This is a genomic window from Pseudomonas sp. Q1-7, from assembly GCF_028010285.1.
Classification (GTDB): domain Bacteria; phylum Pseudomonadota; class Gammaproteobacteria; order Pseudomonadales; family Pseudomonadaceae; genus Metapseudomonas.
Genome location: NZ_CP116304.1, coordinates 1265870 through 1289375, shown reverse-complemented (window position 1 = coordinate 1289375; position 23506 = coordinate 1265870). Strand labels below are relative to the sequence as shown.

Below are 23506 nucleotides of genomic sequence, written 5' to 3'. Positions count from 1 at the left end.
CAACCAACCGGCGAAGTTTTCCACTCAGCGCCTCAGAGCAGGACCACGTCGTACTGTTCCTGGGAATACATGGTTTCCACCTGGAACTTGATGGGGCGCCCGATGAAGGCTTCCAGATCGGCGACGTTCCCCGATTCTTCATCCAGCAACCGGTCCACCACCTTCTGGTTGGCCAGCACGAGGTAACCCTCCGCCTGGTAGGCGCGGGCCTCGCGCAGGATCTCGCGGAAGATTTCGTAGCAGATGGTTTCCGCGGTCTTCAGCAGGCCACGGCCCTGGCAGCAGGAACAGGGCTCGCACAGCACCTGAATCAGGCTCTCGCGGGTACGCTTGCGGGTCATCTGCACCAGGCCAAGTTCGGTGATGCCGATGATGTTGGTCTTGGCGTGGTCGCGCTCCAGCTGCTTCTCCAGGGTCCGCAACACCTGGCGTTGGTGCTCCTCATCTTCCATGTCGATGAAGTCGATGATGATGATCCCACCCAGGTTGCGCAGACGCAGTTGGCGCGCGATCGCGGTGGCCGCCTCGAGGTTGGTCTTGAAGATGGTTTCCTCGAGGGTGCGGTGCCCGACGAAGGCGCCGGTGTTGACGTCGATGGTGGTCATCGCCTCCGTGGGGTCGATGATCAGGTAGCCGCCGGACTTGAGCAGCACCTTGCGCTCCAGGGCCTTCTGGATTTCGTCCTCGACGCCGTAGAGATCGAAGATCGGCCGCTCGCCGGGGTAGTGCTCCAGGCGGTCGGCGATTTCCGGCATCAGCTCGTCGACGAACTGGGTGACCTTCTGGAAGGTTTCCCGCGAGTCGATGCGGATTTTCTCGATGCGCGGGTTCACCAGGTCCCGCAGGGTGCGCAGGGCCAGGCTGAGGTCTTCGTAGATGACCGAGGGCGCGGGCGCGGTCTGCATCTGCGCGGAGATCTGCACCCAGAGGCGGCGCAGGTAGCGGATGTCGACGAGGATTTCGTCGGCCCGGGCACCGTCGGCGGCCGTACGCAGGATGAAGCCGCCGGTTTCCTCGATGCCTTCGGTGGCGATGCAGTCGGCCACCACCTGTTTGAGGCGCTCGCGCTCGGCTTCATCCTCGATCTTCAGGGATATGCCCACATGGCTGGTGCGCGGCATGTACACCAGGTAGCGCGAGGGGATCGACAGCTGGGTGGTCAGGCGCGCGCCCTTGCTGCCGATGGGGTCCTTGGTGACCTGCACCACCAGGCTCTGCCCTTCGTGCACCAGGGCGCTGATGCTCTCGACGGCACTGCCTTCGCGGTTGCTGATCTCCGAAGCGTGGATGAAGGCCGCGCGGTCCAGGCCGATGTCGACAAACGCCGCCTGCATGCCCGGCAATACCCGCACCACCTTGCCCTTGTAGATGTTGCCGACGATGCCGCGACGCAGGGTGCGCTCGACATGCACTTCCTGCAACACGCCGTTTTCCACCACCGCCACGCGCGATTCCATCGGCGTGATATTGATCAGAATCTCTTCGCTCATGCCGTTGACCTATCCCAGGTGCTGCCAACAAGGAATGCCGAAACCGGCGAGGATTTCCGCCGTTTCCAGCAGCGGCAATCCCACTACCGCTGAATAACTGCCCTCGACGCGGCTGACGAAAACCGCACCCAGCCCCTGAATAGCGTAGCTGCCGGCCTTGTCGGCGGGCTCGCCGCTGGCCCAGTAGGCTTCCCGTTCAGCGCGAGTAATGGGACGGAAGCGGACCCGACTGGCCACCACCCGCACCTCGCAGCGATTCGCATCGGCCAGGGCGATAGCAGTGAGCACCTCGTGCTCGCGGCCGGACAGCTGTTCCAGGGTGGCCAGGGCGTCGTCGCGATCGGCCGGCTTGCCGAGGATGCGGCCATCCAGTACCACCGCGGTATCCGCGCCCAGCACACAGGCCTCAGCGGCCTCCGCCAGACTGGCAAGGCCAGCCAGGGCCTTTTCCCGGGCCAGTCGCTCGACATAAGCGGGCGCGGCCTCGGCGGGACGCACGGTTTCGTCGACGGTAGCGCGCAGGGTGATATGCGGAACGCCAATCTGCGCCAGCAGCTCACGCCGGCGCGGCGACCCCGAAGCCAGGTACAGCGTGGCCATGCGGACTTCTCCCTGTCGAAGACAGAGGCTTGCGACAGGGCCGCAAGCCGATCAGTTGACGTTGAGGCGGCGACTCGTACCGCGCAGGGCGGCGTATACCCAAGGCCAGAGCAACGCGCTGACCAGTGCGGGCAGCAGGAAGACCAGGGTCGGGGGACGATTACCGGTAAGGGCATTGAGCCACAGCTGCACCAGCTGGGCCAGGCCAAAAACCACGAGCAGCACGAGGCACTGCTGCCACATGGGGAACATCCGTAGGCGCTGGTGCAGAGTCAGCACCAGGAAGGTGATCAGGGCGAGAATCAGGGCATTCTGTCCCAGCAGGGTGCCGTAGAGCACATCTTCCGCCAGGCCCAGCACCCAGGCCGTGGTCATGCCCACGCGATGTGGCAGGGCAAGGGTCCAGTAGGTGAGGAAAAGCGCCAGCCAGAGCGGCCGGCCGATCTCCATGAAGCTGGGAACCGGCCCGACGCTGAGCACCAGGGCGAAGATCAGGCTGAGCCAGATGACCCAACCGTTGTTGCTGCGCAGGCCGACCATCAATGACTCTCCTGGGCGTTTGGCGCGGCGGGTGGTCTGTTCGGCGCGGCCTGAGCGGCCGCGGGGGCACTGGCCGGTGCCGGTGACGCCTGGGGCGGGATTGCGGAAACGCCTGCATCCGCAGGAGTGGGCTGCGCTGCGGCCTCGCGGTCGGCCGCTTCCTGGGCCTCGGCAGCGTCGTTGGCACGTTCTTCCGGGCTGCGCGGATCGCTGAACACCAGGAGCATGTAGCGACTGCGGTTCAGCGCGGCGGTGGGCACCGCGCGAACGATGGCGAAGGGCTGGCCGGAGTCGTGGATGACTTCCTTGACCGTGGCCACCGGATAACCGGCAGGGAAGCGCTGCCCCATCCCGGAGCTGACCAGCAGGTCGCCCTCCTTGATGTCGGCGGTGTCGGCCACGTGGCGCAGCTCCAGGCGTTCCGGGTTGCCGGTGCCGCTGGCAATGGCGCGCAGGCCGTTGCGATTCACCTGCACCGGAATGCTGTGGGTGGTATCGGTCAGCAGCAGGACGCGGGCGGTGTAGGGCATGACCTCCACCACCTGGCCCATCAGGCCGCGCGCGTCGAGCACCGGCTGGCCGAGGAACACGCCGTCCTTCTCACCCTTGTCGATCAGGATACGGTGGGTGAACGGGTTGGGATCGACGCCAATCAACTCGCCCACCAGCACCTTCTCATCCACCAGCGCGGCGGAGTTGAGCAACTCGCGCAGGCGCACGTTCTGCTCGGTGAGGGTAGCCAGCTTCTGCAGGCGGCGCTGCATCAGCAGCGCCTCGGCCTTGAGCTTCTCGTTCTCGGCGATCAGGGTGCTGCGGCTGGTGAACTGGTCACTGACACCACCCCAGACGCGCACCGGCAGATCGGCCAACCAGTAGAACGGCGTCAGCACCAGGCCCATCTGGCTGCGCATGGGCTTCAAGGTGTCGAAACGGGCGTCGACCACCATCAGCGCGGCCGAGAGCACGGCAAACACCAGCAGGCGCACGCCGAGCGAAGGTCCCTTAGTGAATAGCGGCTTGATGGCCCGCTCCTATGGCTGCGACGCTCTCCCCCTTACTCGGTGGAGAGCAGGTCCATCGCGTGACGGTCCATCATCTCCAGGGCGCGGCCGCCGCCACGGGCGACGCAGGTCAGCGGGTCTTCGGCAACGATCACCGGCAGGCCGGTTTCCTGGGCCAGCAGCTTGTCCAGGTCGCGCAGCAGCGCGCCACCACCGGTCAGCACCAGACCGCGCTCGGCGATGTCGGACGCCAGCTCCGGCGGGGACTGCTCGAGGGCGCTCTTCACCGCCTGGACGATGGTCGCCAGGGACTCCTGCAGGGCTTCCAGCACTTCGTTGGAGTTCAGGGTGAAGCTGCGCGGAACACCTTCGGCCAGGTTGCGGCCGCGAACGTCTATCTCGCGGATCTCGCCGCCCGGGTAGGCGGTGCCGATCTCCTGCTTGATGCGTTCGGCGGTGGATTCGCCGATCAGGCTGCCGTAGTTGCGGCGCACGTAGGTGACGATGGATTCGTCGAAGCGGTCGCCACCAACACGCACGGACTCGGCGTAGACCACGCCGTTCAGCGAGATCAGGGCGATTTCGGTGGTGCCGCCACCGATGTCGACGACCATCGAGCCGCGGGCTTCTTCCACCGGCAGGCCGGCACCGATGGCGGCTGCCATGGGCTCTTCGATCAGGAAGACTTCACGGGCGCCGGCGCCCAGGGCGGATTCGCGGATGGCGCGACGTTCCACCTGGGTGGACTTGCAGGGCACGCAGATCAGCACGCGCGGGCTGGGCTGCAGGAAGCTGTTCTCGTGCACCTTGTTGATGAAGTACTGCAGCATCTTCTCGCAGACGCTGAAGTCGGCGATCACGCCATCCTTCATCGGGCGGATCGCGGAAATGTTGCCCGGAGTACGACCGAGCATGCGCTTGGCCTCGGTGCCTACGGCGACCACGCTCTTCTGGTTGCCGTGGTTACGAATGGCGACCACGGAAGGCTCGTTGAGGACGATACCGCGCTCGCGCACATAAATAAGGGTATTGGCAGTGCCCAGGTCGATCGACAGATCGCTGGAAAACATGCCACGCAGTTTCTTGAACATGGGAGAGGGACCCTAGGCAACGCGTGGGTAAAAAAGTGCGGCAAACTCTAACAATGACAGGGATTTTGGGCAAGGCGCCGATATGTTAAATTGCCTGTTTTTCCGGGCCGTCAAGGCCCATCATCGCGGCCTTTGACCGCCCGTTCGCAGCACCGTTCCCCGCTCGATTCCCGCACGGTCGACTGCCCACGCAGGCCGCTTCTAGTTGGAGACCCCCGATGGCGCTTGAACGCTCCGACGTGGAAAAAATCGCCCATCTCGCCCGACTGGGCCTGAACGAGGCCGATATCCCGCGTACCACCGAGACCCTGAACAACATCCTCGGCCTGATCGACGCCATGCAGGCGGTCGACACCGACGGCATCGAGCCCATGGCCCACCCGCTGGACGCCACCCAGCGCCTGCGCGCCGACAGCGTCACCGAGGAAAACCGCCGCGACGCCTACCAGGCCATCGCACCGGCTGTCGAGGACGGCCTGTACCTCGTGCCTAAAGTCATCGAATAAGGAAAGGGTTTCCCATGCATCAACTGACCCTCGCCGAGATCGCCCGTGGCCTCTCCGCCAAGGAATTCTCCGCCGAAGAGCTGACCCGCAACCTGCTGGCACGCATCCACCAGCTCGATCCGCAATTGAACAGCTTCATCAGCATCACCGACGAACCGGCCATCGCCCAGGCCAAGGCGGCCGACGCACGGCGCGCCGCCGGTGAGCAGGGCGCCCTGCTCGGGGCCCCCATCGCCCACAAGGACCTGTTCTGCACCGAAGGCGTGCTGACCAGTTGCGCCTCGAAGATCCTCAGCGGCTTCAAGGCCCCCTACGATGCCACCGTGGTCGCCCGCCTAAAGGCCGCCGGCGCCGTCAGCCTCGGCAAGCTGAACATGGACGAGTTCGCCATGGGCTCCTCCAACGAATCCAGCCACTATGGCGCGGTGAAGAACCCCTGGGCCCTGGACCGCGTGCCCGGTGGCTCCTCCGGCGGCTCCGCCGCGGCTGTGGCCGCGCGCCTGGTGCCCGCTGCCACCGGCACCGACACCGGCGGCTCGATCCGCCAGCCGGCCGCATTCACCAACCTCACCGGCATCAAGCCCACCTACGGCCGGGTTTCCCGCTGGGGCATGATCGCCTACGCCTCCAGTCTCGATCAGGGCGGCCCGTTGGCCCGCACTGCCGAGGACTGCGCGCTGATGCTGGGCGCCATGGCCGGTTTCGACCCGAAGGACTCCACCAGCGTCGATGCCCCCGTGGATGACTACCTCGCCGCCCTGAACCAGCCCCTGGCCGGCCTGCGCATCGGCCTGCCAAAAGAGTATTTCGGTGCCGGCCTCGATAGCCGCATCGCCGATGCCGTGCTGGCCGTGGTGGAGGAGCTGAAAAAGCTCGGCGCCAGCGTCAAGGAAGTCAGCCTGCCGAACATGCAGCACGCCATTCCGGCCTACTACGTGATCGCCCCGGCGGAAGCCTCCTCCAACCTGTCGCGTTTCGACGGCGTGCGCTTCGGCTACCGCTGCGAGAACCCGCAGAACCTGGAAGACCTGTACAAGCGCTCCCGTGCCGAAGGCTTCGGCGATGAAGTGAAGCGCCGCATCATGGTCGGCACCTACGCGCTCTCCGCCGGCTACTACGACGCCTACTACCTGAAGGCGCAGAAGATCCGCCGCCTGATCAAGAACGACTTCATGGCCGCCTTCGGCGAAGTCGACGTGATCCTCGGCCCGACCACGCCCAACCCGGCCTGGAAGCTCGGCGAAAAGAACAACGACCCGGTCGCCCAGTACCTGGAAGACATCTACACCATCACCGCCAACCTGGCGGGTCTACCGGGCCTCTCCATGCCCGCCGGCTTCGTCGATGGCCTGCCGGTCGGCGTCCAGCTGCTGGCGCCCTACTTCCAGGAAGGCCGCTTGCTCAACGTCGCCCACCAGTACCAACAGGCGACCGATTGGCACAAGCAAGCCCCGGCCGGATTCTGAGGAACACGAACATGCAATGGGAAACAGTGATCGGGCTGGAAATCCACGCACAGCTCAGCACCCAATCGAAGATCTTCTCCGGCAGCGCCACCACCTTCGGCGCCGAGCCCAACACCCAGGCCAGCCTGGTTGACCTCGGCATGCCCGGCACCCTGCCGGTGCTGAACGCAGAAGCCGTGCGCATGGCCTGCAAGTTCGGCCTGGCCATCGACGCCGAGATCGCCGAGAAGAACGTCTTCGCCCGCAAGAACTACTTCTACCCGGACCTGCCCAAGGGCTACCAGACCAGTCAGATGGACCTGCCGATCGTCGGCAAGGGCTTCCTCGACATCACCCTGGAAGACGGTACCGTCAAGCGCATCGGCATCACCCGCGCGCACCTGGAAGAGGACGCCGGCAAGAGCCTGCACGAAGACTTCCACGGCATGAGCGGCATCGACCTGAACCGTGCCGGCACCCCGCTGCTGGAGATCGTCTCCGAGCCGGACATCCGCAGCGCCAAGGAAGCCGTGGCCTACGTCAAGGCGATCCATGCCCTGGTGCGCTACCTCGGCATCTGTGACGGCAACATGGCCGAGGGCTCGCTGCGCTGCGACTGCAACGTGTCGGTGCGCCCCAAGGGCCAGGCCGAATTCGGCACCCGCGCCGAGATCAAGAACGTCAACTCCTTCCGCTTCATCGAGAAGGCCATCAACCACGAGATCCAGCGCCAGATCGAGCTGATCGAGGACGGTGGCAAGGTCGTGCAGGAAACCCGCCTGTACGACCCGAACAAGGACGAGACCCGCTCCATGCGCGGCAAGGAAGAAGCCAACGACTACCGTTACTTCCCCTGCCCCGACCTGCTGCCGGTGGTGATCGAGCAGCGCTTCCTCGATGAAGTGCGTGCCGGCCTGCCGGAGCTGCCGAACCAGAAGCGCGAGCGCTTCCAGAGTGAGTTCGGCCTATCCGCCTACGACGCCAGCGTGCTGTCCGCCAGCCGTGAGATGGCCGACTACTTCGAAGCGGTGCAGAAGGTCTGCGGCGACGCCAAGCTGGCCGCCAACTGGGTGATGGTCGAGCTGGCCAGCCTGCTCAACAAGGACGGCCTGGAGATCGAGCAATCGCCGGTGTCCGCCGAACAGCTGGGCGGCATGATCCTGCGCATCAAGGACAACACCATTTCCGGAAAGATCGCCAAGATGGTCTTCGAGGCGATGGCCGCCGGTGAGGGTTCCGCCGACGAGATCATCGAGAAGAAGGGCCTGAAGCAGGTCACCGACTCCGGTGCCATCGAGGCCATGCTGGACGAGGTTCTGGCCGCCAACGCCGCCCAGGTCGAGCAGTACCGCGCCAGCGACGAAGCCAAGCGCGCCAAGATGTTCGGCTTCTTCGTCGGCCAGGCGATGAAGGCCTCCAAGGGCAAGGCCAATCCGGGTCAAGTGAACGAACTGCTGAAGAAGAAGCTCGAAAGCTGATCCCGATGACAACGCCGGGCTTGCCCGGCGTTTTCTTGTCCGAGGTACTTCCATGCTCCGTTCCCTGTACTGGCTCCCGTTCCTCGCCCTGTTCCTCGCGGGCTGCAGCACCAGCCCCTTCGGCGGCGGCGAGTCCGGCCACGGCTACAGCGCCGAAGGCAAGGCTTCCTATTACGGTTCCCGCCACCATGGTCGGCGCACCGCCAGTGGCGAGCGCTTCGACCAGCATGCGCTGACGGCGGCCCACCGCACCCTGCCCTTCGGCACCCGGGTGAAAGTGACCAACCTCAGAAACGACCGCACCGTGGTGGTGCGCATCAACGACCGCGGCCCCCACATTCGCGGCCGCATCATCGACCTCTCGCGGGAAGCCGCCGAACGCCTGGGCATGCTGCGCGCCGGCGTGGCGCCGGTGCGCGTGGAATCCCTCGACTGACTGGAGCATCACAATGAGCGAAGAACGCAAATCCGGCCTGCAGGTGCGCCGCGAGGTCATGGGCGACGCCTTCGTCGACCGTGCCCTGGGCAATGCCACCGCGTTCAGCCAACCGCTGCAGGACTTCGTCAACGAACACGCCTGGGGTGGTGTATGGAACCGCGACGGTTTGCCGCGCAAGACCCGCAGCCTGATCACCCTGGCTGCCCTTACCGCGCTGAAATGCCCGCAGGAGCTGAAAGGCCATGTCCGCGGCGCGCTGAACAACGGCTGCACGGTGGAGGAAATCCGCGAAGCCCTGTTGCACTGCGCCGTCTACGCCGGTGTCCCCGCCGCCATTGACGCCTTCCGCGCCGCCCAGGAAGTTATCGACGACTACCAGAAGGCTTGAACGCTCACCACCGAAGCCTACCGGCAGCCGGTAGGCTGGATGCACCCCGCTGGCATCACTGGCCCGTCCCGCACGTCATACGGCGTCCCTCTCCCCCAGGGCGAGGATTGGGGCGAGGGAAAGGCGCCGGCGCCATTCAGCCCAACAGAAAGCGCATCGCATCCGCCGCACTCTGCAGCGGAATCTCTTCCATGGGGATATGCCCCACGCCGGGGTAAGTTTTCACCTGGATGCCCGGTAGGTCGCGCTGCCACAGCGGCACGTGCTTCGGCGAGATCCAGCGGTCCTTCTCGCCCCAGAGCAGCAGGGTCGGCGTCTTGATCTGTGCCACGCGCTGGCCGCTGCCTTGCAGTTCCTCGCGGTTGACCTTCAACAGCACGCGGAAGATGTCCATCATCGCCCGGCGGTTGCCCGGCCGGCGGCTCAGGTCGTAGTAGCGGTCCACCACCCCGGGTTTGATCCGCCCCGGTTCGCCGTATACCTCCTTGATACCTTGGGCGATCAGCGCGCGCGGCATCCACAGCGGCATGGCCAGGGTGGCGCCGGGCAGCGCGGCGGCGGCGATCATCCAGGGCACCTTGCGCATCGGGTAGCCGGCCGGGTCGATCAGTACCAGCCGGTCCACCCGTTGCGGCTGGGACAGGGCGAAGTTCCAGGCGATGTAGCCGCCCAGGGAATTGCCGGCGATAGCGGCCTTGGCGATGCCCAGGTAATCCAGCAGCAGACCGAGGACGCCGATCATGCGCTCGGCCGAATAGTCGCCGTCGCGCTTGGGCCCGGTGAGGCCGAAGCCCGGCACGTCGAAGCGGATGATGCGGTAGTGGGGAGCGAAGGCCTCGACCCAGTCGTCCCAGGTGTGCAGGGATGCGACCACACCATGGATCATCACCAGGGCGGGCTTGTCGCGACTGCCTTCATCGCGGTAGTGGACGTTGAAGCCATCCAGCTCGATGAAACGCGAACCGCTGTCGCTGCTGGCGTAGCGCGCCTTGAGGCGGTCGAGCGGCAGGGAGCCGAAGCCCAGGCGGGCAAAACCGACGGCGAGCGGTGGCGACAGCGGCAGGCTGGATGCGGACATGCGGGGCACCTCGTGATGGTTGTTGTCGAGGGCCTATCACAGCACGTGGCCCGAGCGGCCGCGCCCAACCTAGGATGTGTCCGCCCCTTCAGGCAGCGGTGCCAAGCAGCCGCGCGTCCCGCACCCTGCCCGCTCGTTTTCCCCAACCAAGGCGCGGGTGACGGCGCTTCGCGGCCTCGTTACGCTTGGCCAGCCCTCACCCGTAGGATTGTCCTGAGCGATGACGCTGACCCGCCCCCTGCTTTGGCCGCTGGCCCTCCTTCTGCTGGTTTTCGCGCGGCTGGCGCCGGCCGCCGAGCTGTTCTATCTCGGCCAGAAGATTCCCGACATCCAGCGCCCCTGGAGCAGCGGCGACTACCACCAGTTGCGCCAGGCGCTGGAGAAGATCGACACGACCCAGGTCAACGCCCTGCCCCGACGTAGCGGCGAGTTCACCGGGCCCATCTACACACGGATGGTCAGCGAGGAGAACTTCAAGCCGCAGTTGAATATCTACGCCCCGCTGGAACTGCGGCAGAACGAGGCCCGCGAGGTGCTGTTCCAGCTCAAGGAGCTGATGCGCCTGTACTTCGACTTCAAGGCGCCGCAGCAGCCCTATGGCGCCGAAGCCCTCGGTCTGATGACCTACTCCCTGCGCCAGCAGGCGGTCCTGTTCACCCTGACGGTGGAATTCTGGATGACGCTTTCGGAGAAGGAACAAGGCAGCGCCATTCGCCTGCAGGGCCTGCAGGAAACGAAGGCCGCGGCGGCCATGCTGACCTCCAGCGCGCTGGATTACCTGGGCCTTACCCGCCAGTTCAACCGCGAGGACCTGGTGCTCTACAGCGCGGAACTCGCCAAGCAGTTGCCGGAGCTTTTCGTCCATCTGCAGGGCGATGTGCGCGGGCAGTTGCTGGCGCGCGTCGCCGAGCTTGCGCAGGAGCACGCCTACGGCGAGGTGCGCGGCAACATGGCCGACCTGCTGCCGGTGCTGGTCGCCATCCAGCAGGACGTGGACAGTCAGTTGGCCCGCCCCGCCAAGACCGGGCCGGCCGTACCGGCACTGGACCTGTCGGTGCCCCCGGCGGCCTCAGCGCAGTAGGCCGAGGGTCTTGGCCCGGGCCACCGCCTGAGTGCGCCGTTCCACGCCCAGCTTGCTGTTGATATGCCGGGCGTGGCTTTTCACCGTGTGCAGGGAGATAAACAGGCGATCACTGATTTCCTGGTTGGAGCAGCCCTGGGCGATCAACTGCAGCACCGCCAGCTCCCGGGAACTCAGCGCCTCGGCCGTGCCGGCATCCACCTGCGCCTCGGACTCGGCGCCCGGCAGCAATTCCAGCAGGTCCTGCACCAGCTCAGGCGAGCGGGTCGCCAGGTGCTCGCGCAGCCACTGGGGCTGCTGCTCCAGCAACTCGCGATAGGGCAGCAAGGTGCCGCCGGGCAGATGTTCCAGCGCGCGATCGAGCATGGCCACCGCCTCCCGCTCGCGGCCGGTGCGCAGCAGGCTCACCAGCTGCAGCCGCGCGCCCAGGGCCACATGCGTGATGCCCAGTCCTTCGGCCTTGTCCAGCAATGCCCGCAGCTGCGCCTCGGCGTCCGCCATGCGGCCCTGAGCGCGGGCGAGGGCCGCATTCTGCTGCTCGATGCACAGCGGCAGCAGAGGATGGAACTCCGGTGCCGCCGCGGCACCTTCGCCGGCGTAGGTTTCCGCCAGGCGCGGCAGCCAGGCCTCGGCCAACTCCAACTGGCCCTGGGCCAGCCACAGCTCACATTTGGACAGGGTAATCATGGCCAGGTAGTAAATCGGCGGCACGTCCCAGATGTGCATCAGCCGCTCGGCTTCGGCCAGTTGCGCGAAGGCTGCGGCGAAGCGGCCCTCACGTCCTTCCAGTGCAGCCAGGGCGCAGTGCCCGATCAACAAGCTGATGTCGCGGCAGGCGCGCGCTTCGGCAATGCCGGCCTGCAGGTTGACCCGCGCGGCCTGATGCTGCATGCGCATGCCGAACAGGAAGCCCTGGTAGAGCGTCAGCCGTGCCCGGGCCACGCAGGCGCGGGGGACCTCCGCGCCACGCAGGCGTTCCAGCCCCTGTTGCACTTCGGCCAGGGCGCGCAGCGTTTCACCGCGCACCTGCAGGACGCGGGCCCGGTCGTAATGGACCAGGGATTCGAACAGCGGGTTGGCCCCTCGCCGGGCCATTTCCAGGGCCTCGCGGTTGAGGCCACGGGCGCGCCAGAGGTCGCCGCGCACCACGGCGATATTCCCCAGCAGAGACAGGCACAGATGACGCTGGCCGTAGTTCTCCGGCGGCAGCGCACCGAGGGCTTCGGTGCAGAAATGCTCGGCGCGCTCAATGTCGCCACGCCCACGGGCGATCAGGCCGCTGATAGCCTGCCATTGCACCAGCAGGTTGCGCTGCTGCACGGCATTCGGCGCCGGCAGGAAACGCGCCAGATTGCCGGCCAGCTCCTCCGCCGCATCCAGCTGGCAGGCCAGGCCCAGGGCCAGGCTGTAGAGCACGATCAGGCGCGGCGTGCTGGACAACAGACTATCGGGCAAGTCCATCTTCCAGCGCAGCAGCATGGCGATATTCTGGTTGGCCAGCAGTTGCTCCTCGGACAGGTTCTGCACCAGCGAGGCCGCCACATCGGGCTGTCCGGCACGCAGCGCCTGTTCCACCGCTTCATCCAGCAGGCCATGCGCGCTGAACCAGCGGCAGGCTCGCAGGTGCATGCCGGAGGGGGACAGGCTGCTGGTGCCACGGGCGCGCAGCAGGTCAGAGAACAGGTGGTGGTAGCGGAACCACTCGCCCTGCTCGTCCAGGGGCACCAGGAATACCTGGTGGGCCTGCAGGTGGCGGAGGATCGCGGCGCTGTCGTGGCTTTCGCGCACGGCATCGCAAAGCTCGGCGCAGAAGCGCTCGAAACGGGCAGTCTCGAAGAGGAAGGCCTGGACCTCGGGCGGCTGGCGCTCGATGACTTCCTCCAGCAGGTATTCGCGAATCAGGCTTTCGTCGCCACGGGCGGCCTGTTCGCCTCCGGGACCGGCGAGCAGCCACAGGCGCAGGCCGGCAACCCAGCCTTCGCTGCGCTGCAGCAGGCCTCCGAGATCGTCGGCGTCGAGCTGGGCGCCCTGGCTGCTGAGCAGGGCCAGGCATTCTTCTTCGGTCAGGCGCAGGTCCTGCTCGCTCAGCTCCAGCAGGTGGCGCGACAGGCGCAGCCGCGCCAGGTGCCAGTCCGGGCGCTGGCGACTGGTCACCAGCAGCACCCAGCCGTCGGGCAGGTGGTTGAGGAGAAACTGCAGGCAGCGGTCGAGCACCGCATTCTGCGCCAGGTGGTAGTCGTCCAGCACCAGCAGCAGGGGCTGGTTGGCGTCCAGTCGCTCGGCGACTTCGTCGAGCAGGCCGTCCAGCCACTGTTCGAAGGCGAAGGGCTGGTGCCGCTGGCGCATCTTCAAGTGCCCCATGGCTTCATCGCCCAGCCCCGGATAGAACTGGCGCAGGCCGTCCAGCAGGCGTTCGAGAAAGCGTCCGGGGTCGCTGTCGCGCGGGCTCAGGCTGAGCCAGAGGCTCTGCCAGCCGGACGGCAGGCATTCGCAGAACTCGCTGGCCAGGGAGCTCTTGCCGAAGCCGGCCGGGGCGCTGAGCATCAGCAGGCGCCCATCGAGACCGGCGGCAAGCCGTTCGCACAGGCGCGGACGTGGAACATGGCCGGCGGGTCGCGGCGGGCGGAAGAAGCGCGCATCCGCGACATGGGCGGAGGTCGGCGTTATGGCGTGCGAACGGGTCGGTACGGTCATCACCCAGCTTCTAGGATTGTTGTGCAGGCAGGGGCGCGAACTTGAATGAGCCTAGCGGTTCAGGGAAGCCAATAGAAGCCCCGGCGGGAAGGAAGTACAGACAAGAAAAAGCCGGCCCGGAGGCCGGCTTCGCTACAAGGTGTTGCAGGGGATCAGCGGACGCCCGCCTGGCGCAGGGCCGCCGGGGTGTAGTCGCTTTCGCCAGCGGTATAGCTGAAGTCGTAGGACTGTTTCTCCTCGTTCTTCATGCCCAGGGCCAGGTAACGGCCGGAGAGCAGGTCGTAGAGGCTTTCCAGCGTGTACCACGGCACCTGGTTGTTGTAGTAGTACTGGGCATGCGCCTCGGCCACGCGCCACAGGGTACCGCGACCGTCGTAGTGGTCGATGGCGGCGGCCTGCCAGGTGTCTTCATCGATGTAGAAGTCACGCTTGGCATAGATGTGGCGCTCGCCCGGCTTCAGGGTCGCCACCACATGCCACACCCGGTGCAGCTCGTAGCGGGTCAGGTCCTGGTTGATGTGGCCGGCCTTGATGATGTCGGCGTACTTCAGGTTCGGACCATCCAGCTTGTAGCTGTTGTAGGGGATGTAGATCTCCTTCTTGCCTTCCAGCTTCCAGTCGTAGCGGTCCGGCGCGCCGTTGTACATGTCGAAGTTGTCGGAGGTACGCAGGCCGTCGGCGGCGGTACCCGGACCGTCGTAGGACACCTGCGGCGCACGGCGCACGCGACGCTGGCCGGCGTTGTAGAGCCAGGCCAGGCGCGGTTCCTTGACCTGGTTGAGGGTCTCGTGCACCAGCAGCACGTTACCAGCCAGGCGGGACGGCGCGGTCACTCGCTGCTTGAAGTAGAACAGCACGTTGCTCGGCTTGCTCGCGTCGTAGTCCTTCAGCTGGTCGCGGAAGGTGAACTCGTCCTGGAAGTACACCAGGCTGTAGGAGCCGTTCGGCTGCGGGGTCGCCTGGGTCACCAGGCGACGCACGCTGCCGCCGCGATAGCGGGTGATGTGGTTCCAGATGGCTTCCAGACCGTCCTTGGGAATCGGGAACGGGTTGGCCGTGCGGAAGTCCTCCAGGCCGTTACCACCCTCCACCAGCTTGGTGTGGGTAGCGTTGTACTGGGTGGCTTCGATCACATTGGCCGGAACGGTGGCCGTGCGGTGGGTCTTGTACACCGGCATCTTGTAGGTGTCGGGGTAGCGCTTGAACATCGCCAGTTGGCCAGGGGTCAGCTTGTCCTTGTACTGGTCGACGTTCTGCGCGGTGATGGTGAACAGCGGTTGCTCGCTGGCGAAGGGGTCCGACAGGAAACCGCGGGCATCGACGGTGCCGGCACTCTGCGGCAGGCCGCCGGTCCACTCGGGGATCGAACCATCGGCGTTGCCGGCCTTCTCGGCGCCCAGAGGGGTCAGCGTGGCGCCCAGCTTGGCCGCTTCATCGGCGGATACGGCCGCCATGACGCTGGTGGCCAGCAGGGACAGCGCCAGCGCGCCGGTTTGCAGCAGACTCTTTGTTGTTTTCATTTTCATAGTCGTCCTCGAAATTTCCATCCGCTTAGAAGTTCACGCCGAAGCTGAGCGCGAGGAAATCGCGATCGATCAGGGTGTTGTACTTGCCACCGAAGAAGTCGGTGTAGGACAGGCTAGCGGTGTAGGTGTTCTGGTACTCGGCATCCAAGCCCAGGCTCACGGCCTTGGCGTCCTCAGTGAACAAGCCGTTCGGGCCATAACCGTCGACGTCATGGGACCAGGCGATGCTGGGCTTGAGGTTGATGCCGGCGAATGCGTCGTTGTAGTCCCATACGGCGCGCATGCGGTAGCCCCAGGCAGTGCTGGTGACGAAACCGTCGTTTTCGCAGTACTTGCTAACGTTTTCGGCGTTGGGATTACCCAGGGTACCGGCATTGAGGGTGACGCAGGTGTTGTTCGGCAGCGGCCCCGGACCAAAAACCGGGTCACGGCCATATCGGGCTTTGCTGGTGCTCTCCAGTCCCCCTGTGTGTACCACACCGATCTCACCCACCAGAGTCAGGCGGCTGGCGCCCATGACCTGATCGAAGAAGTGGGTGAAGGTGGTCTGGAACTGGGTGATTTCCTTGCGACGGTAACCGTGCAAGTCGGTACCGGGAGAGCCGTCCAATACCGACACGTCCGGGTTCAACGGCGTCAGGCCGGCAAACAGAATGTCCGTGGTATTCAACTGTACCGGAGCATTCGGACGATAGCTGACTTCACCGCTCCACGCAGTGCCAGTGGGCAACGTCGTGGAGAAGCTCAGGCCGTAAAGACGAATGTCTTCCGGGTACTCCATGAAATACTGGGAATTGCCTGCGACAACCAACGGCGCCAGCGTCGGCGTCAACTGGCCAGCCAGGGCGGCCGCCTGCGCTGGCGGAACGCCTGCATTGATCAGGGCCTGGGCCAACTGCGGACCGAAACCATTGGGGTTCAGCGGGCTGAACTGGCCGAAGGTGGCGGCACTGGCGGCCGAGCCGCTGAAGATCGGCGTGCGGCTGTGGTAGTTCATGAAATAGGCACCGAACTCGGTATCCAACTGATCGGCGAAGTAACGGAATGCCAGGCCAAACTGGCCGTCGTCATCGGCATCACGGTCAGGACCTCGGCGAACGATGACACCTTCATCCGGATTGCCCCAGGTCACGCCATTGGCGCCCAAGACGCCCTGCACCACAGGGGAGATCGGACCGAGAGCACCGGCCAGTGCGGACTGGGTACGCAGTACCGCCAGGTTGTTATCACAACCGTCCGCCACCACGTCCGGCTGGGCGAAGAAGGTGCCGCAGTTATCGACCACCGTCTGGTCCCACTCGAGCTGGTAGAAGGCCTCGGCGGAGAGGTTGTCGGTCAGGCTCTGGGATACGTAGAACATATTGACCGGGATCAGGCCTTCCTTGATCTCGGCGCCGGGGCGGCGGAACGCGGATACGTCGATCGGGTTGATCGAGTTGATGCTGTTGCCGATGAAGGTGCTCTCGCCCCAGCTCACCACCTGTTTGCCCAGACGAACACTGCCCGGCAGGTCGGCGATGTTGTAGTTGTGGTAGATGAAGGCATCCAGCAACTCGGCGCCGGAGGCTTTGGCGCCTTCCTTGCGACCGCTATCGTCGATGTCCTTGAACAGGCGGCTCTCGTCCTTCAGCTCGAAGTCGTACCAGTACTTGCCGCGCATGAAGACGCCGGTGTCGCGGTACTTCAGTTCCAGGTCATGGATACCCTTGAAAATCTTCGAGAAGGTTTCACCCTTCTTGAAGTTCAGGTGGGAGTCGTCGGAGGTCTGGGACAGGCCATCCCCCCCGTTGTTCACGCCGATCAAGTCCTTGTCGGCGCCCCGCATGGACCAACTGGCCCCCACCGACAGCGAGGAGTCGAACTGACCTTCGATTTCACCGAGGTTGAACGTCACGCCGAATGCCGGGGCGGCGAGCGTGGAAGCGAGGCTGACAGCCAGTGGCAGCTTTGCCAGGCGCCAGAACGTTGCGGTTGTTGTCATCGACGCTACTCCATGTGTTTTTTGTTATTGATGGTTGCGGACTATAGCCAGCGGGTATGAGCGCTTGATCCCTCGAAAGTGTGATTTGGAACCCCCAGGCACTCTGGCTCGCACCTCCCGACGGACAGTCCGACCCTTCGGTAGGAAAGATAGCCAGTTATTGGCGGAACGCAGCAATTAACAAGCCAAGCGCTTGCTTGGTAGGCGGCCAATGAAAAAGCCCAGGCCGCGCAAGGCGCGGCCTGGGCTCTTCAGGCGGGAAGGAAAAAATCAGAGGGCGGAGAGGAAAGTACTGCCGCTAGCCTGCCACTGGGCGATGTCGACACGAATGCGTTTCTTGTCCAGCTTGCCGACGCTGGTCTTGGGAATTTCAGTAACAAGCGCGATCTGGCTGGGAATTGCCCACTTATTGATGAGACCTTGTTCGACAAAGGGCTTGAGGTGTTCCTTCAGCGCCTTGGCGTCCAGGGCCTGGTTGTCACGAAGCACCACCAAGGCAAAGGGTCGTTCGCCCCACTGCGGGTCAGGTATTCCCACCACGGCCACTTCGCGTACCGCCGGGTGACGGCTGATCAGGTCTTCCAGCTCCAGGGAGGAAATCCACTCGCCACCGGTCTTGATCACGTCCTTGATGCGGTCGCGGATATCGATGAAGCCCATGCCGTCGAGGGTCGCCACGTCACCGGTGTGCAGCCAGCCGTGCTCCCAGAGTTCTTCGCTCTTCTGCGCCTCGTTGAAGTAACCGAGGGTCAGCCAGGGTGCGCGCAGCACCAGCTCGCCCTGGGACTCGCCATCCACCGGCTGGAACCGGCCTTCGCCGTCCATGAGAGCCGCTTCCACCAGCGGCACCGGTACGCCGGCCTTGATGCGATAGGTGATGCGCTCATCCTCGCTGCCGGCCAGCAGTTCCTCGTTCAGATGCGCCACCGAGATCAGCGGGCAGGTCTCGGACATGCCATAAGCAGCGGTGAGCTGGATGCCCCGGGCCTTGGCGGCTTCATAGAGACTGCGATTCAGCGCGCTGCCGCCGATGATCATCTTCAGGCCGCCGAAGTCATGGCCCTGGGCGGTAGGCGCGTTCATCACCATCTGCAGAATGGTCGGCACGCAATGGGAGAAGGTGACCTTCTCTTCGCGGATCAGCTTGCAGAGCATGTCGGGTTCATAGCGGCCCGGGTACACCTGCTTGACCCCGAGCATAGTGGCCACGTACGGCACGCCCCAGGCATGCACGTGGAACATCGGGGTGATCGGCATGTAAACGTCGTCGGTGCCCATCAGGCGGATACTGTCCAGCGCGCCGATGGCGGTGGCCATGGACAAGGTGTGCAGCACCAGCTGCCGGTGGGTGAAGTAGACGCCCTTGGGGTTGCCGGTGGTGCCGGTGGTGTAGAAGGTGGTGGCCACCGAGTCTTCGTCGAAGTCGGGGAAGTCATAGGTCGGGCTCGCCGCAGCCATCAAGGTCTCGTACTCGCCCAACAGGTTGGGCAGGTCAGCCTCATGGTCGGCGCCGTCGGTGAGCAGCAGGGTCTTCTCCACGGTGGTCATCTGGCCGCGGATGGAGTTGAACACCGGCACGAACTCGCTGTTGATCAGCACGAAGCGATCCTCGGCGTGGTTCACGGTGTAGAGGATCTGCTCCGGCGAGAGGCGGACGTTGATGGTATGCAGCACGGCGCCGATCATCGGGATGGCGAACATGCACTCCAGGTAGCGGTGGCTGTCCCAGTCCATTACCGCCACGGTATCGCCGGCCTTTACCCCGGCCTCGGTGAGAACGTTGGCCAGACGCGCCACTCGCTCGTTGAAGGTGGCGTAGCTGTAGCGGATGCGGTCGCGGTAGACGATTTCGCGGGTCTTCTCGTAGCGGCTGCCGGACATCAGCAGGCGCTTGATCAGTAGCGGGTAGACGTAGGCATTTTCAGCGGGCTTGATGATGCGGGTCTGAAGCATGGTGCATACCTGGCGAGGTTGGTGACTTTATTGTGGTTTACAACTTTAGAGCCGGGAGGCCAGCCGCAAATCAGTCAAAAGAGTGATTTGACGGGTGACTCTTTTTCACTTTCTGGTCACCATATAGAATCAACGGCTCAGGCCGGTCGCGGCCAGTCATGCAGATAGATAGGTAGGTTCGAGATGTCCGATATCGTTATCGTCAGTGGCGCCCGTACACCCATGGGCGGCTTCCAGGGCAGCCTGTCCGGCGTTTCCGCCGTGGACCTCGGAGCGCTGGCCATACGCGAGGCCGTCAGCCGCGCCGGCATCCAGCCGGACGACGTGCAGGAAGTGATCATGGGCAACGTGCTGCCCGCCGGTCTCAAACAGGGCCCGGCCCGCCAGGCCGCGCTGAACGCCGGCCTGCCCGCCGCCACCGGCTGCACCACCATCAACAAGCTCTGCGGCTCGGGCATGAAGGCCGTAATGCTGGCCCACGACCTGCTCAAGGCCGGCAGCAACACCGTGATGGTGGCCGGCGGCATGGAAAGCATGTCCAACGCCCCCTACGTGCTGGAGAAGGCCCGCGCTGGCCTGCGCATGGGGCACGGCGAGATCAAGGACCACATGTTCCTCGACGGTCTGGAAGATGCCCGCACCGGCCGCCTGATGGGTTCCTTCGCCCAGGAAACCGCTGACAAGCACGGCGTCACCCGTGAAGAGATGGACGCCTACGCGATCGAATCGCTGAAGCGCGCCCAGACCGCCATCGCCGATGGCTCCCTGGCCGCCGAGATCGTCCCGGTGACCGTGACCACCCGCAAGGGTGAGGTGGTCGTGAAGGAGGACGAGCAGCCGCTGACCGCCAACCTGGACAAGATCCCCGGCCTCAAGCCCGCCTTCAGGAAGGACGGCACCATCACCGCCGCCAACGCCAGTTCCATCTCCGACGGCGCCAGCGCCCTGGTCCTGATGACCGCTGATGAAGCCGCCCGTCGCGGCCTGAAGCCCCTGGCGAAGATCGTCGGCCACGCCACCCAGAGCCAGGACCCCAGCGAATTCACCCTGGCCCCCATCGGCGCCATGACCAACCTGTTTAAGAAGACTGGCTGGAACAAGGACGACGTCGATCTGTTCGAGATCAACGAAGCCTTCGCCATGGTCACCATGCTGGCCATGCGCGAGCATGGCCTGGATCACGCCAAGGTCAACGTCTACGGCGGCGCCTGCGCCCAGGGCCACCCGGTGGGCTCCACCGGCTCGCGCATCATCATCACCCTGATCAACGCCCTGCGTAACAAGGGCGGCAAGCGCGGCGTGGCCTCGCTGTGCATTGGCGGCGGTGAAGCGACCGCGGTGGCGATCGAGCTGCTGTAAGCGCTATGCGAAAAGAACAAGGGCGCGGTCGATACCGCGCCCTTGTTCTTTCTGCCCGGTTGGCGGGGGTTACTTCAGCTCGGTAAAGGCCAGCTTCACGCCCAGCCCTACCAGGACAGCGCCCATCAGCCGGTCGAACCAGTGGCCCATGCGGGCGAAGCCGGCCCGTACGCGGCGCTGGCTGAACAGCAGCGCCACCAGGCTGAACCAGGCGGCGGTGGCGCAGGCGAGATAGACGCCGTAGCCAGCCTGCACCGTCAGCGGCGTATGCGGATCGATGACCACGGTGAACAGCGACAGGAAGAACAGCGTCGCCTTGGGATTCAGGCCGTTGGTGACGAAGCCGGTGGCAAAGGCACCGCGCGGGCTGCGCTCGCCGGCCATGAGGGCGGCTTCGGCGGTCACCGGGTCGGCTGGCCGGGCACGCAGCGCCTTGATGCCGATGTACAGCAGGTAAGCGGCAGCGGCCCATTTCAGTGCGTTGAACAGCATGATCGACTGGGACACGATCAGGCCGATGCCCAGCAGCGAATAGGCCACATGCACGAAGATGCCGGTGCCGACGCCCAGGGCCGTCCAGGTCCCGGCGCGACGTCCATGGGCCACGCTTTCGCGCACCACGATGGCGAAATCCGGACCGGGGCTGGCCACGGCGAGCAGGTGGATCAGGGCGACGGTGAGAAATTCCGTCCAGTACATGCGACCTCCGATGGATATGGCGGGACCTGTTAGGCTGGCAACCTTACGCCTTCCAGTGGAACCGCAAAAGGTACAGCCCTCCATGAACAGCAGTCGCGCCGTTTTCCTCGACCATGCCTCCCTCGACCTCGGCGATCTCGATCTGGCGCCGCTGCGGCAGGCTTTCGGCGAACTGCTGCTGCATCCGCAGACCGCCGCCGAGGACGTAACCGAACGCCTGCGCGGCGCCCAGGTGGCGATCAGCAACAAGGTGCGCATCGATGCCACGGCGATGGCCGCCAACCCGGACCTCAAGCTGATCCTGGTCGCCGCCACCGGCACCAACAACATCGACCTGGAGGCGGCCCGCGCCCAGGGTGTCACCGTCTGCAACTGCCAGGCCTACGGCACGCCGTCCGTGGCCCAGCACACCCTCGCGCTGCTGCTCGCCCTGGCCACCCGCCTGCCGGACTATCAGGCCGCCGTGCGCGCCGGCCGCTGGCAGCAGGCCAGCCAGTTCTGCCTGCTGGATTTTCCCATCTTCGAACTGCAAGGCAAGACCCTCGGACTGCTCGGCCACGGCGAGCTGGGTGGCGCGGTGGCCCGCCTGGCGGAAGCCTTCGGCATGCGCGTGCTGCTCGGCCAGCTGCCAGGACGCCCGCTCCGCGCCGATCGCCTGCCGCTGCATGAGTTGCTGCCCCAGGTGGACGCCCTGACCCTGCACTGCCCGCTCAACGAACAGACCCGAGACATGATCGGCAGCGCCGAGCTGGCCCTGATGAAGCCGGGCGCCCTGTTGATCAATACCGCCCGTGGCGGACTGGTGAACGAGCAAGCCTTGGCCGCAGCCCTGCGCAGCGGTCACCTAGGTGGCGCCGCCACCGACGTACTGACCCAGGAACCGCCACGCGACGGCAACCCCCTGCTAGCTGCCGACATCCCGCGCCTGATCGTCACCCCCCACAGCGCCTGGGGCAGCCGCGAGGCACGGCAACGCATCGTCCAGCAACTGGCAGAGAACGCCACGGCCTGGTTCAAGGCCTCGCCCGTCAGAGTTATAGGCTAATTCGTATAAGACCCTGATAAAATTCGCTGCTTTTATCAGGACCTTTTTCAGATGGACCCACGCAGCGAAGTCCTGCTTCGACAGGCCGACCTGTTCCAACGCCCGGTGCTGCTGGCCGGGCTGCCGGCCGACGACCTGCTCGGCAGCCTGCCGCAGGCCTGTGGCTGGAGCTGGCATGCCGGCGAGCACGCGGCCCTTGAAAGTCGCTTCGCCGGCCGCAGCCACTTCGGCACCACGCCGCCTGAGGCCACCTTTGCCGCCGCCGTGCTGTTCCTACCCAAGTCCCGTGAGCTGACCGACTACCTGTTGGCCGCGCTGGCCGCCAGCCTGCCCGGCGGCGAACTTTTCCTGGTCGGCGAGAAACGTGGCGGCATCGAACGCGCCGCCAAGCAACAGGCGGTCCTCGGCAAGCCACGCAAGCTGGACAGCGCCCGCCACTGCCAACTCTGGCAAGTCACTGTGGAACAGACCCCGGCCGCACCGGACCTGCTGCAGCTCGCCCAGCGCTATCACCTGGAGCTGGCCGACGGCCCGCTGGAAGTGGTCAGCCTGCCCGGGGTGTTCAGCCACGGCCGCCTGGACCGCGGCAGCGCCCTGCTGATGCGGCAACTGGACGACCTGCCCAGCGGCCACCTGCTGGACTTCGGCTGTGGCGCCGGAGTGCTCGGTGCCGCGCTCAAGCGCCGCTATCCACAGAGCCGGCTGACCCTGCTGGACGTCGATGCCTTCGCGGTCGCCAGCAGCCGCCTGACCCTGGCGGCCAATGGTCTGGAGGGCGAGGTGATCGCCGCCGACGGCATCCATGGCGCGCCCGAAAGTCTTGCCGCCATCCTCAGCAATCCGCCCTTCCACCAGGGCGTACACACCGACTACCAGGCCAGCGAAGACCTGCTGCGCGAAGCCCGCCATCACCTGCTGCCGGGCGGCGAGTTGCGCATCGTGGCCAACAGCTTCCTCAAATACCCGCCGCTGATCGAGTACCATCTCGGCCCCTGCCAGACCCTCGCCGAAGGGGATGGCTTCCGGATCTACCGCGCCCGCCGGAACTGACCGGACGGGCTCCGCCTCCCTTGCCCTACTCGAGCGGCCCCGATGGCCGTCCTCTCCCCGGC

At 65.4% G+C, this 23506-nt stretch carries 20 protein-coding genes; 9 read left to right on the top strand and 11 right to left on the bottom strand.

Features of this window, described 5'->3' with window-relative positions; all coding sequences use genetic code 11:
• Nucleotides 1-32 precede the first annotated feature (32 nt).
• From rng to mreB, 5 genes are all read right to left on the bottom strand, one after another.
• Nucleotides 33-1490 carry a ribonuclease G gene (rng, locus tag PJW05_RS06000; protein ID WP_271410813.1) on the bottom strand — a complete coding sequence of 486 codons (1458 nt, stop codon included), beginning with the start codon at nucleotides 1488-1490 and terminating at the stop codon, nucleotides 33-35.
• 9 nt (nucleotides 1491-1499) lie between these two features.
• Complete coding sequence (locus PJW05_RS05995) at nucleotides 1500-2090, bottom strand: Maf family protein (RefSeq protein WP_271410812.1); 591 nt, start codon at nucleotides 2088-2090, stop codon at nucleotides 1500-1502.
• Nucleotides 2091-2141: 51 nt separating this feature from the next.
• Entirely contained in the window at nucleotides 2142-2630 is a 489-nt protein-coding gene (gene mreD / locus PJW05_RS05990; RefSeq protein ID WP_271410811.1) for a rod shape-determining protein MreD, read from the bottom strand.
• Complete coding sequence (gene mreC / locus PJW05_RS05985; RefSeq protein ID WP_271412178.1) at nucleotides 2630-3604, bottom strand: rod shape-determining protein MreC; 975 nt, start codon at nucleotides 3602-3604, stop codon at nucleotides 2630-2632. Before mreC ends, mreD begins: the two co-directional genes overlap by 1 nt.
• 80 nt (nucleotides 3605-3684) lie before the next feature.
• Nucleotides 3685-4722, bottom strand: a complete 1038-nt coding sequence (mreB, locus tag PJW05_RS05980) for a rod shape-determining protein MreB (protein WP_103102876.1) — start codon at nucleotides 4720-4722, stop codon at nucleotides 3685-3687.
• A gap of 218 nt (nucleotides 4723-4940) precedes the next feature.
• On the opposite strand from mreB, the gene gatC reads away from it, so the two are divergent.
• The 5 genes from gatC to PJW05_RS05955 are packed head-to-tail and all read left to right on the top strand — an operon-like array spanning nucleotide 4941 to nucleotide 8978.
• The gene (gene gatC, locus PJW05_RS05975) at nucleotides 4941-5228 is read left to right on the top strand and encodes an Asp-tRNA(Asn)/Glu-tRNA(Gln) amidotransferase subunit GatC (RefSeq protein WP_271410810.1); all 288 of its coding nucleotides are present in this window, start codon (nucleotides 4941-4943) and stop codon (nucleotides 5226-5228) included.
• Nucleotides 5229-5242: 14 nt separating this feature from the next.
• On the top strand, nucleotides 5243-6694 hold the full coding sequence (gene gatA / locus PJW05_RS05970; protein WP_271410809.1) for an Asp-tRNA(Asn)/Glu-tRNA(Gln) amidotransferase subunit GatA: 1452 nt from the start codon (nucleotides 5243-5245) through the stop codon (nucleotides 6692-6694).
• A gap of 11 nt (nucleotides 6695-6705) precedes the next feature.
• Entirely contained in the window at nucleotides 6706-8151 is a 1446-nt protein-coding gene (gene gatB / locus PJW05_RS05965; protein ID WP_271410808.1) for an Asp-tRNA(Asn)/Glu-tRNA(Gln) amidotransferase subunit GatB, read from the top strand.
• Between the two features lie 52 nt (nucleotides 8152-8203).
• Complete coding sequence (locus tag PJW05_RS05960) at nucleotides 8204-8587, top strand: septal ring lytic transglycosylase RlpA family protein (RefSeq protein ID WP_271410807.1); 384 nt, start codon at nucleotides 8204-8206, stop codon at nucleotides 8585-8587.
• Between the two features lie 13 nt (nucleotides 8588-8600).
• On the top strand, nucleotides 8601-8978 hold the full coding sequence (locus tag PJW05_RS05955; RefSeq protein WP_271410806.1) for a carboxymuconolactone decarboxylase family protein: 378 nt from the start codon (nucleotides 8601-8603) through the stop codon (nucleotides 8976-8978).
• Nucleotides 8979-9114: 136 nt separating this feature from the next.
• Here PJW05_RS05955 and PJW05_RS05950 read toward each other — a convergent pair whose 3' ends face one another.
• Nucleotides 9115-10056, bottom strand: coding sequence for an alpha/beta fold hydrolase (locus tag PJW05_RS05950; RefSeq protein WP_271410805.1), 942 nt, complete (start codon nucleotides 10054-10056; stop codon nucleotides 9115-9117).
• Nucleotides 10057-10276: 220 nt separating this feature from the next.
• Here PJW05_RS05950 and PJW05_RS05945 point away from each other — a divergent pair, with 220 nt between their 5' ends.
• A complete protein-coding gene (locus PJW05_RS05945) occupies nucleotides 10277-11137 on the top strand; it encodes a hypothetical protein (protein ID WP_271410804.1) in 861 nt (286 codons plus the stop codon).
• Here the strand turns inward: PJW05_RS05945 and PJW05_RS05940 are convergent.
• The 4 genes from PJW05_RS05940 to PJW05_RS05925 all read right to left on the bottom strand — a co-directional run bounded on the left by PJW05_RS05940 (nucleotide 11126) and on the right by PJW05_RS05925 (nucleotide 19291).
• Nucleotides 11126-13831, bottom strand: a complete 2706-nt coding sequence (locus PJW05_RS05940; RefSeq protein ID WP_271410803.1) for a LuxR C-terminal-related transcriptional regulator — start codon at nucleotides 13829-13831, stop codon at nucleotides 11126-11128. The two genes, PJW05_RS05945 and PJW05_RS05940, sit on opposite strands and share 12 nt — an antisense overlap.
• Before the next feature lie 152 nt (nucleotides 13832-13983).
• Nucleotides 13984-15351 (bottom strand): DUF1329 domain-containing protein, encoded by a 1368-nt coding sequence (locus PJW05_RS05935; protein WP_271410802.1) that lies wholly within the window; start codon nucleotides 15349-15351, stop codon nucleotides 13984-13986.
• A 31-nt stretch (nucleotides 15352-15382) separates the two neighbouring features.
• Nucleotides 15383-17338: a DUF1302 domain-containing protein gene (locus PJW05_RS05930; RefSeq protein ID WP_271410801.1), complete on the bottom strand. Its 1956-nt coding sequence runs from the start codon at nucleotides 17336-17338 to the stop codon at nucleotides 15383-15385.
• Nucleotides 17339-17608: 270 nt separating this feature from the next.
• Complete coding sequence (locus tag PJW05_RS05925) at nucleotides 17609-19291, bottom strand: fatty acid--CoA ligase (protein WP_271410800.1); 1683 nt, start codon at nucleotides 19289-19291, stop codon at nucleotides 17609-17611.
• Nucleotides 19292-19474: 183 nt separating this feature from the next.
• Between PJW05_RS05925 and PJW05_RS05920 the strand changes: the two genes are divergently transcribed.
• Entirely contained in the window at nucleotides 19475-20650 is a 1176-nt protein-coding gene (locus tag PJW05_RS05920) for an acetyl-CoA C-acyltransferase (RefSeq protein WP_271410799.1), read from the top strand.
• Between the two features lie 69 nt (nucleotides 20651-20719).
• Here PJW05_RS05920 and PJW05_RS05915 read toward each other — a convergent pair whose 3' ends face one another.
• On the bottom strand, nucleotides 20720-21349 hold the full coding sequence (locus PJW05_RS05915) for a LysE family translocator (RefSeq protein WP_271410798.1): 630 nt from the start codon (nucleotides 21347-21349) through the stop codon (nucleotides 20720-20722).
• Between the two features lie 82 nt (nucleotides 21350-21431).
• On the opposite strand from PJW05_RS05915, the gene PJW05_RS05910 reads away from it, so the two are divergent.
• Both PJW05_RS05910 and PJW05_RS05905 read left to right on the top strand, forming a co-directional pair.
• Complete coding sequence (locus tag PJW05_RS05910) at nucleotides 21432-22394, top strand: 2-hydroxyacid dehydrogenase (RefSeq protein ID WP_271410797.1); 963 nt, start codon at nucleotides 21432-21434, stop codon at nucleotides 22392-22394.
• Between the two features lie 51 nt (nucleotides 22395-22445).
• Complete coding sequence (locus tag PJW05_RS05905) at nucleotides 22446-23444, top strand: class I SAM-dependent methyltransferase (protein WP_271410796.1); 999 nt, start codon at nucleotides 22446-22448, stop codon at nucleotides 23442-23444.
• The last annotated feature ends 62 nt before the right edge of the window (nucleotides 23445-23506 follow it).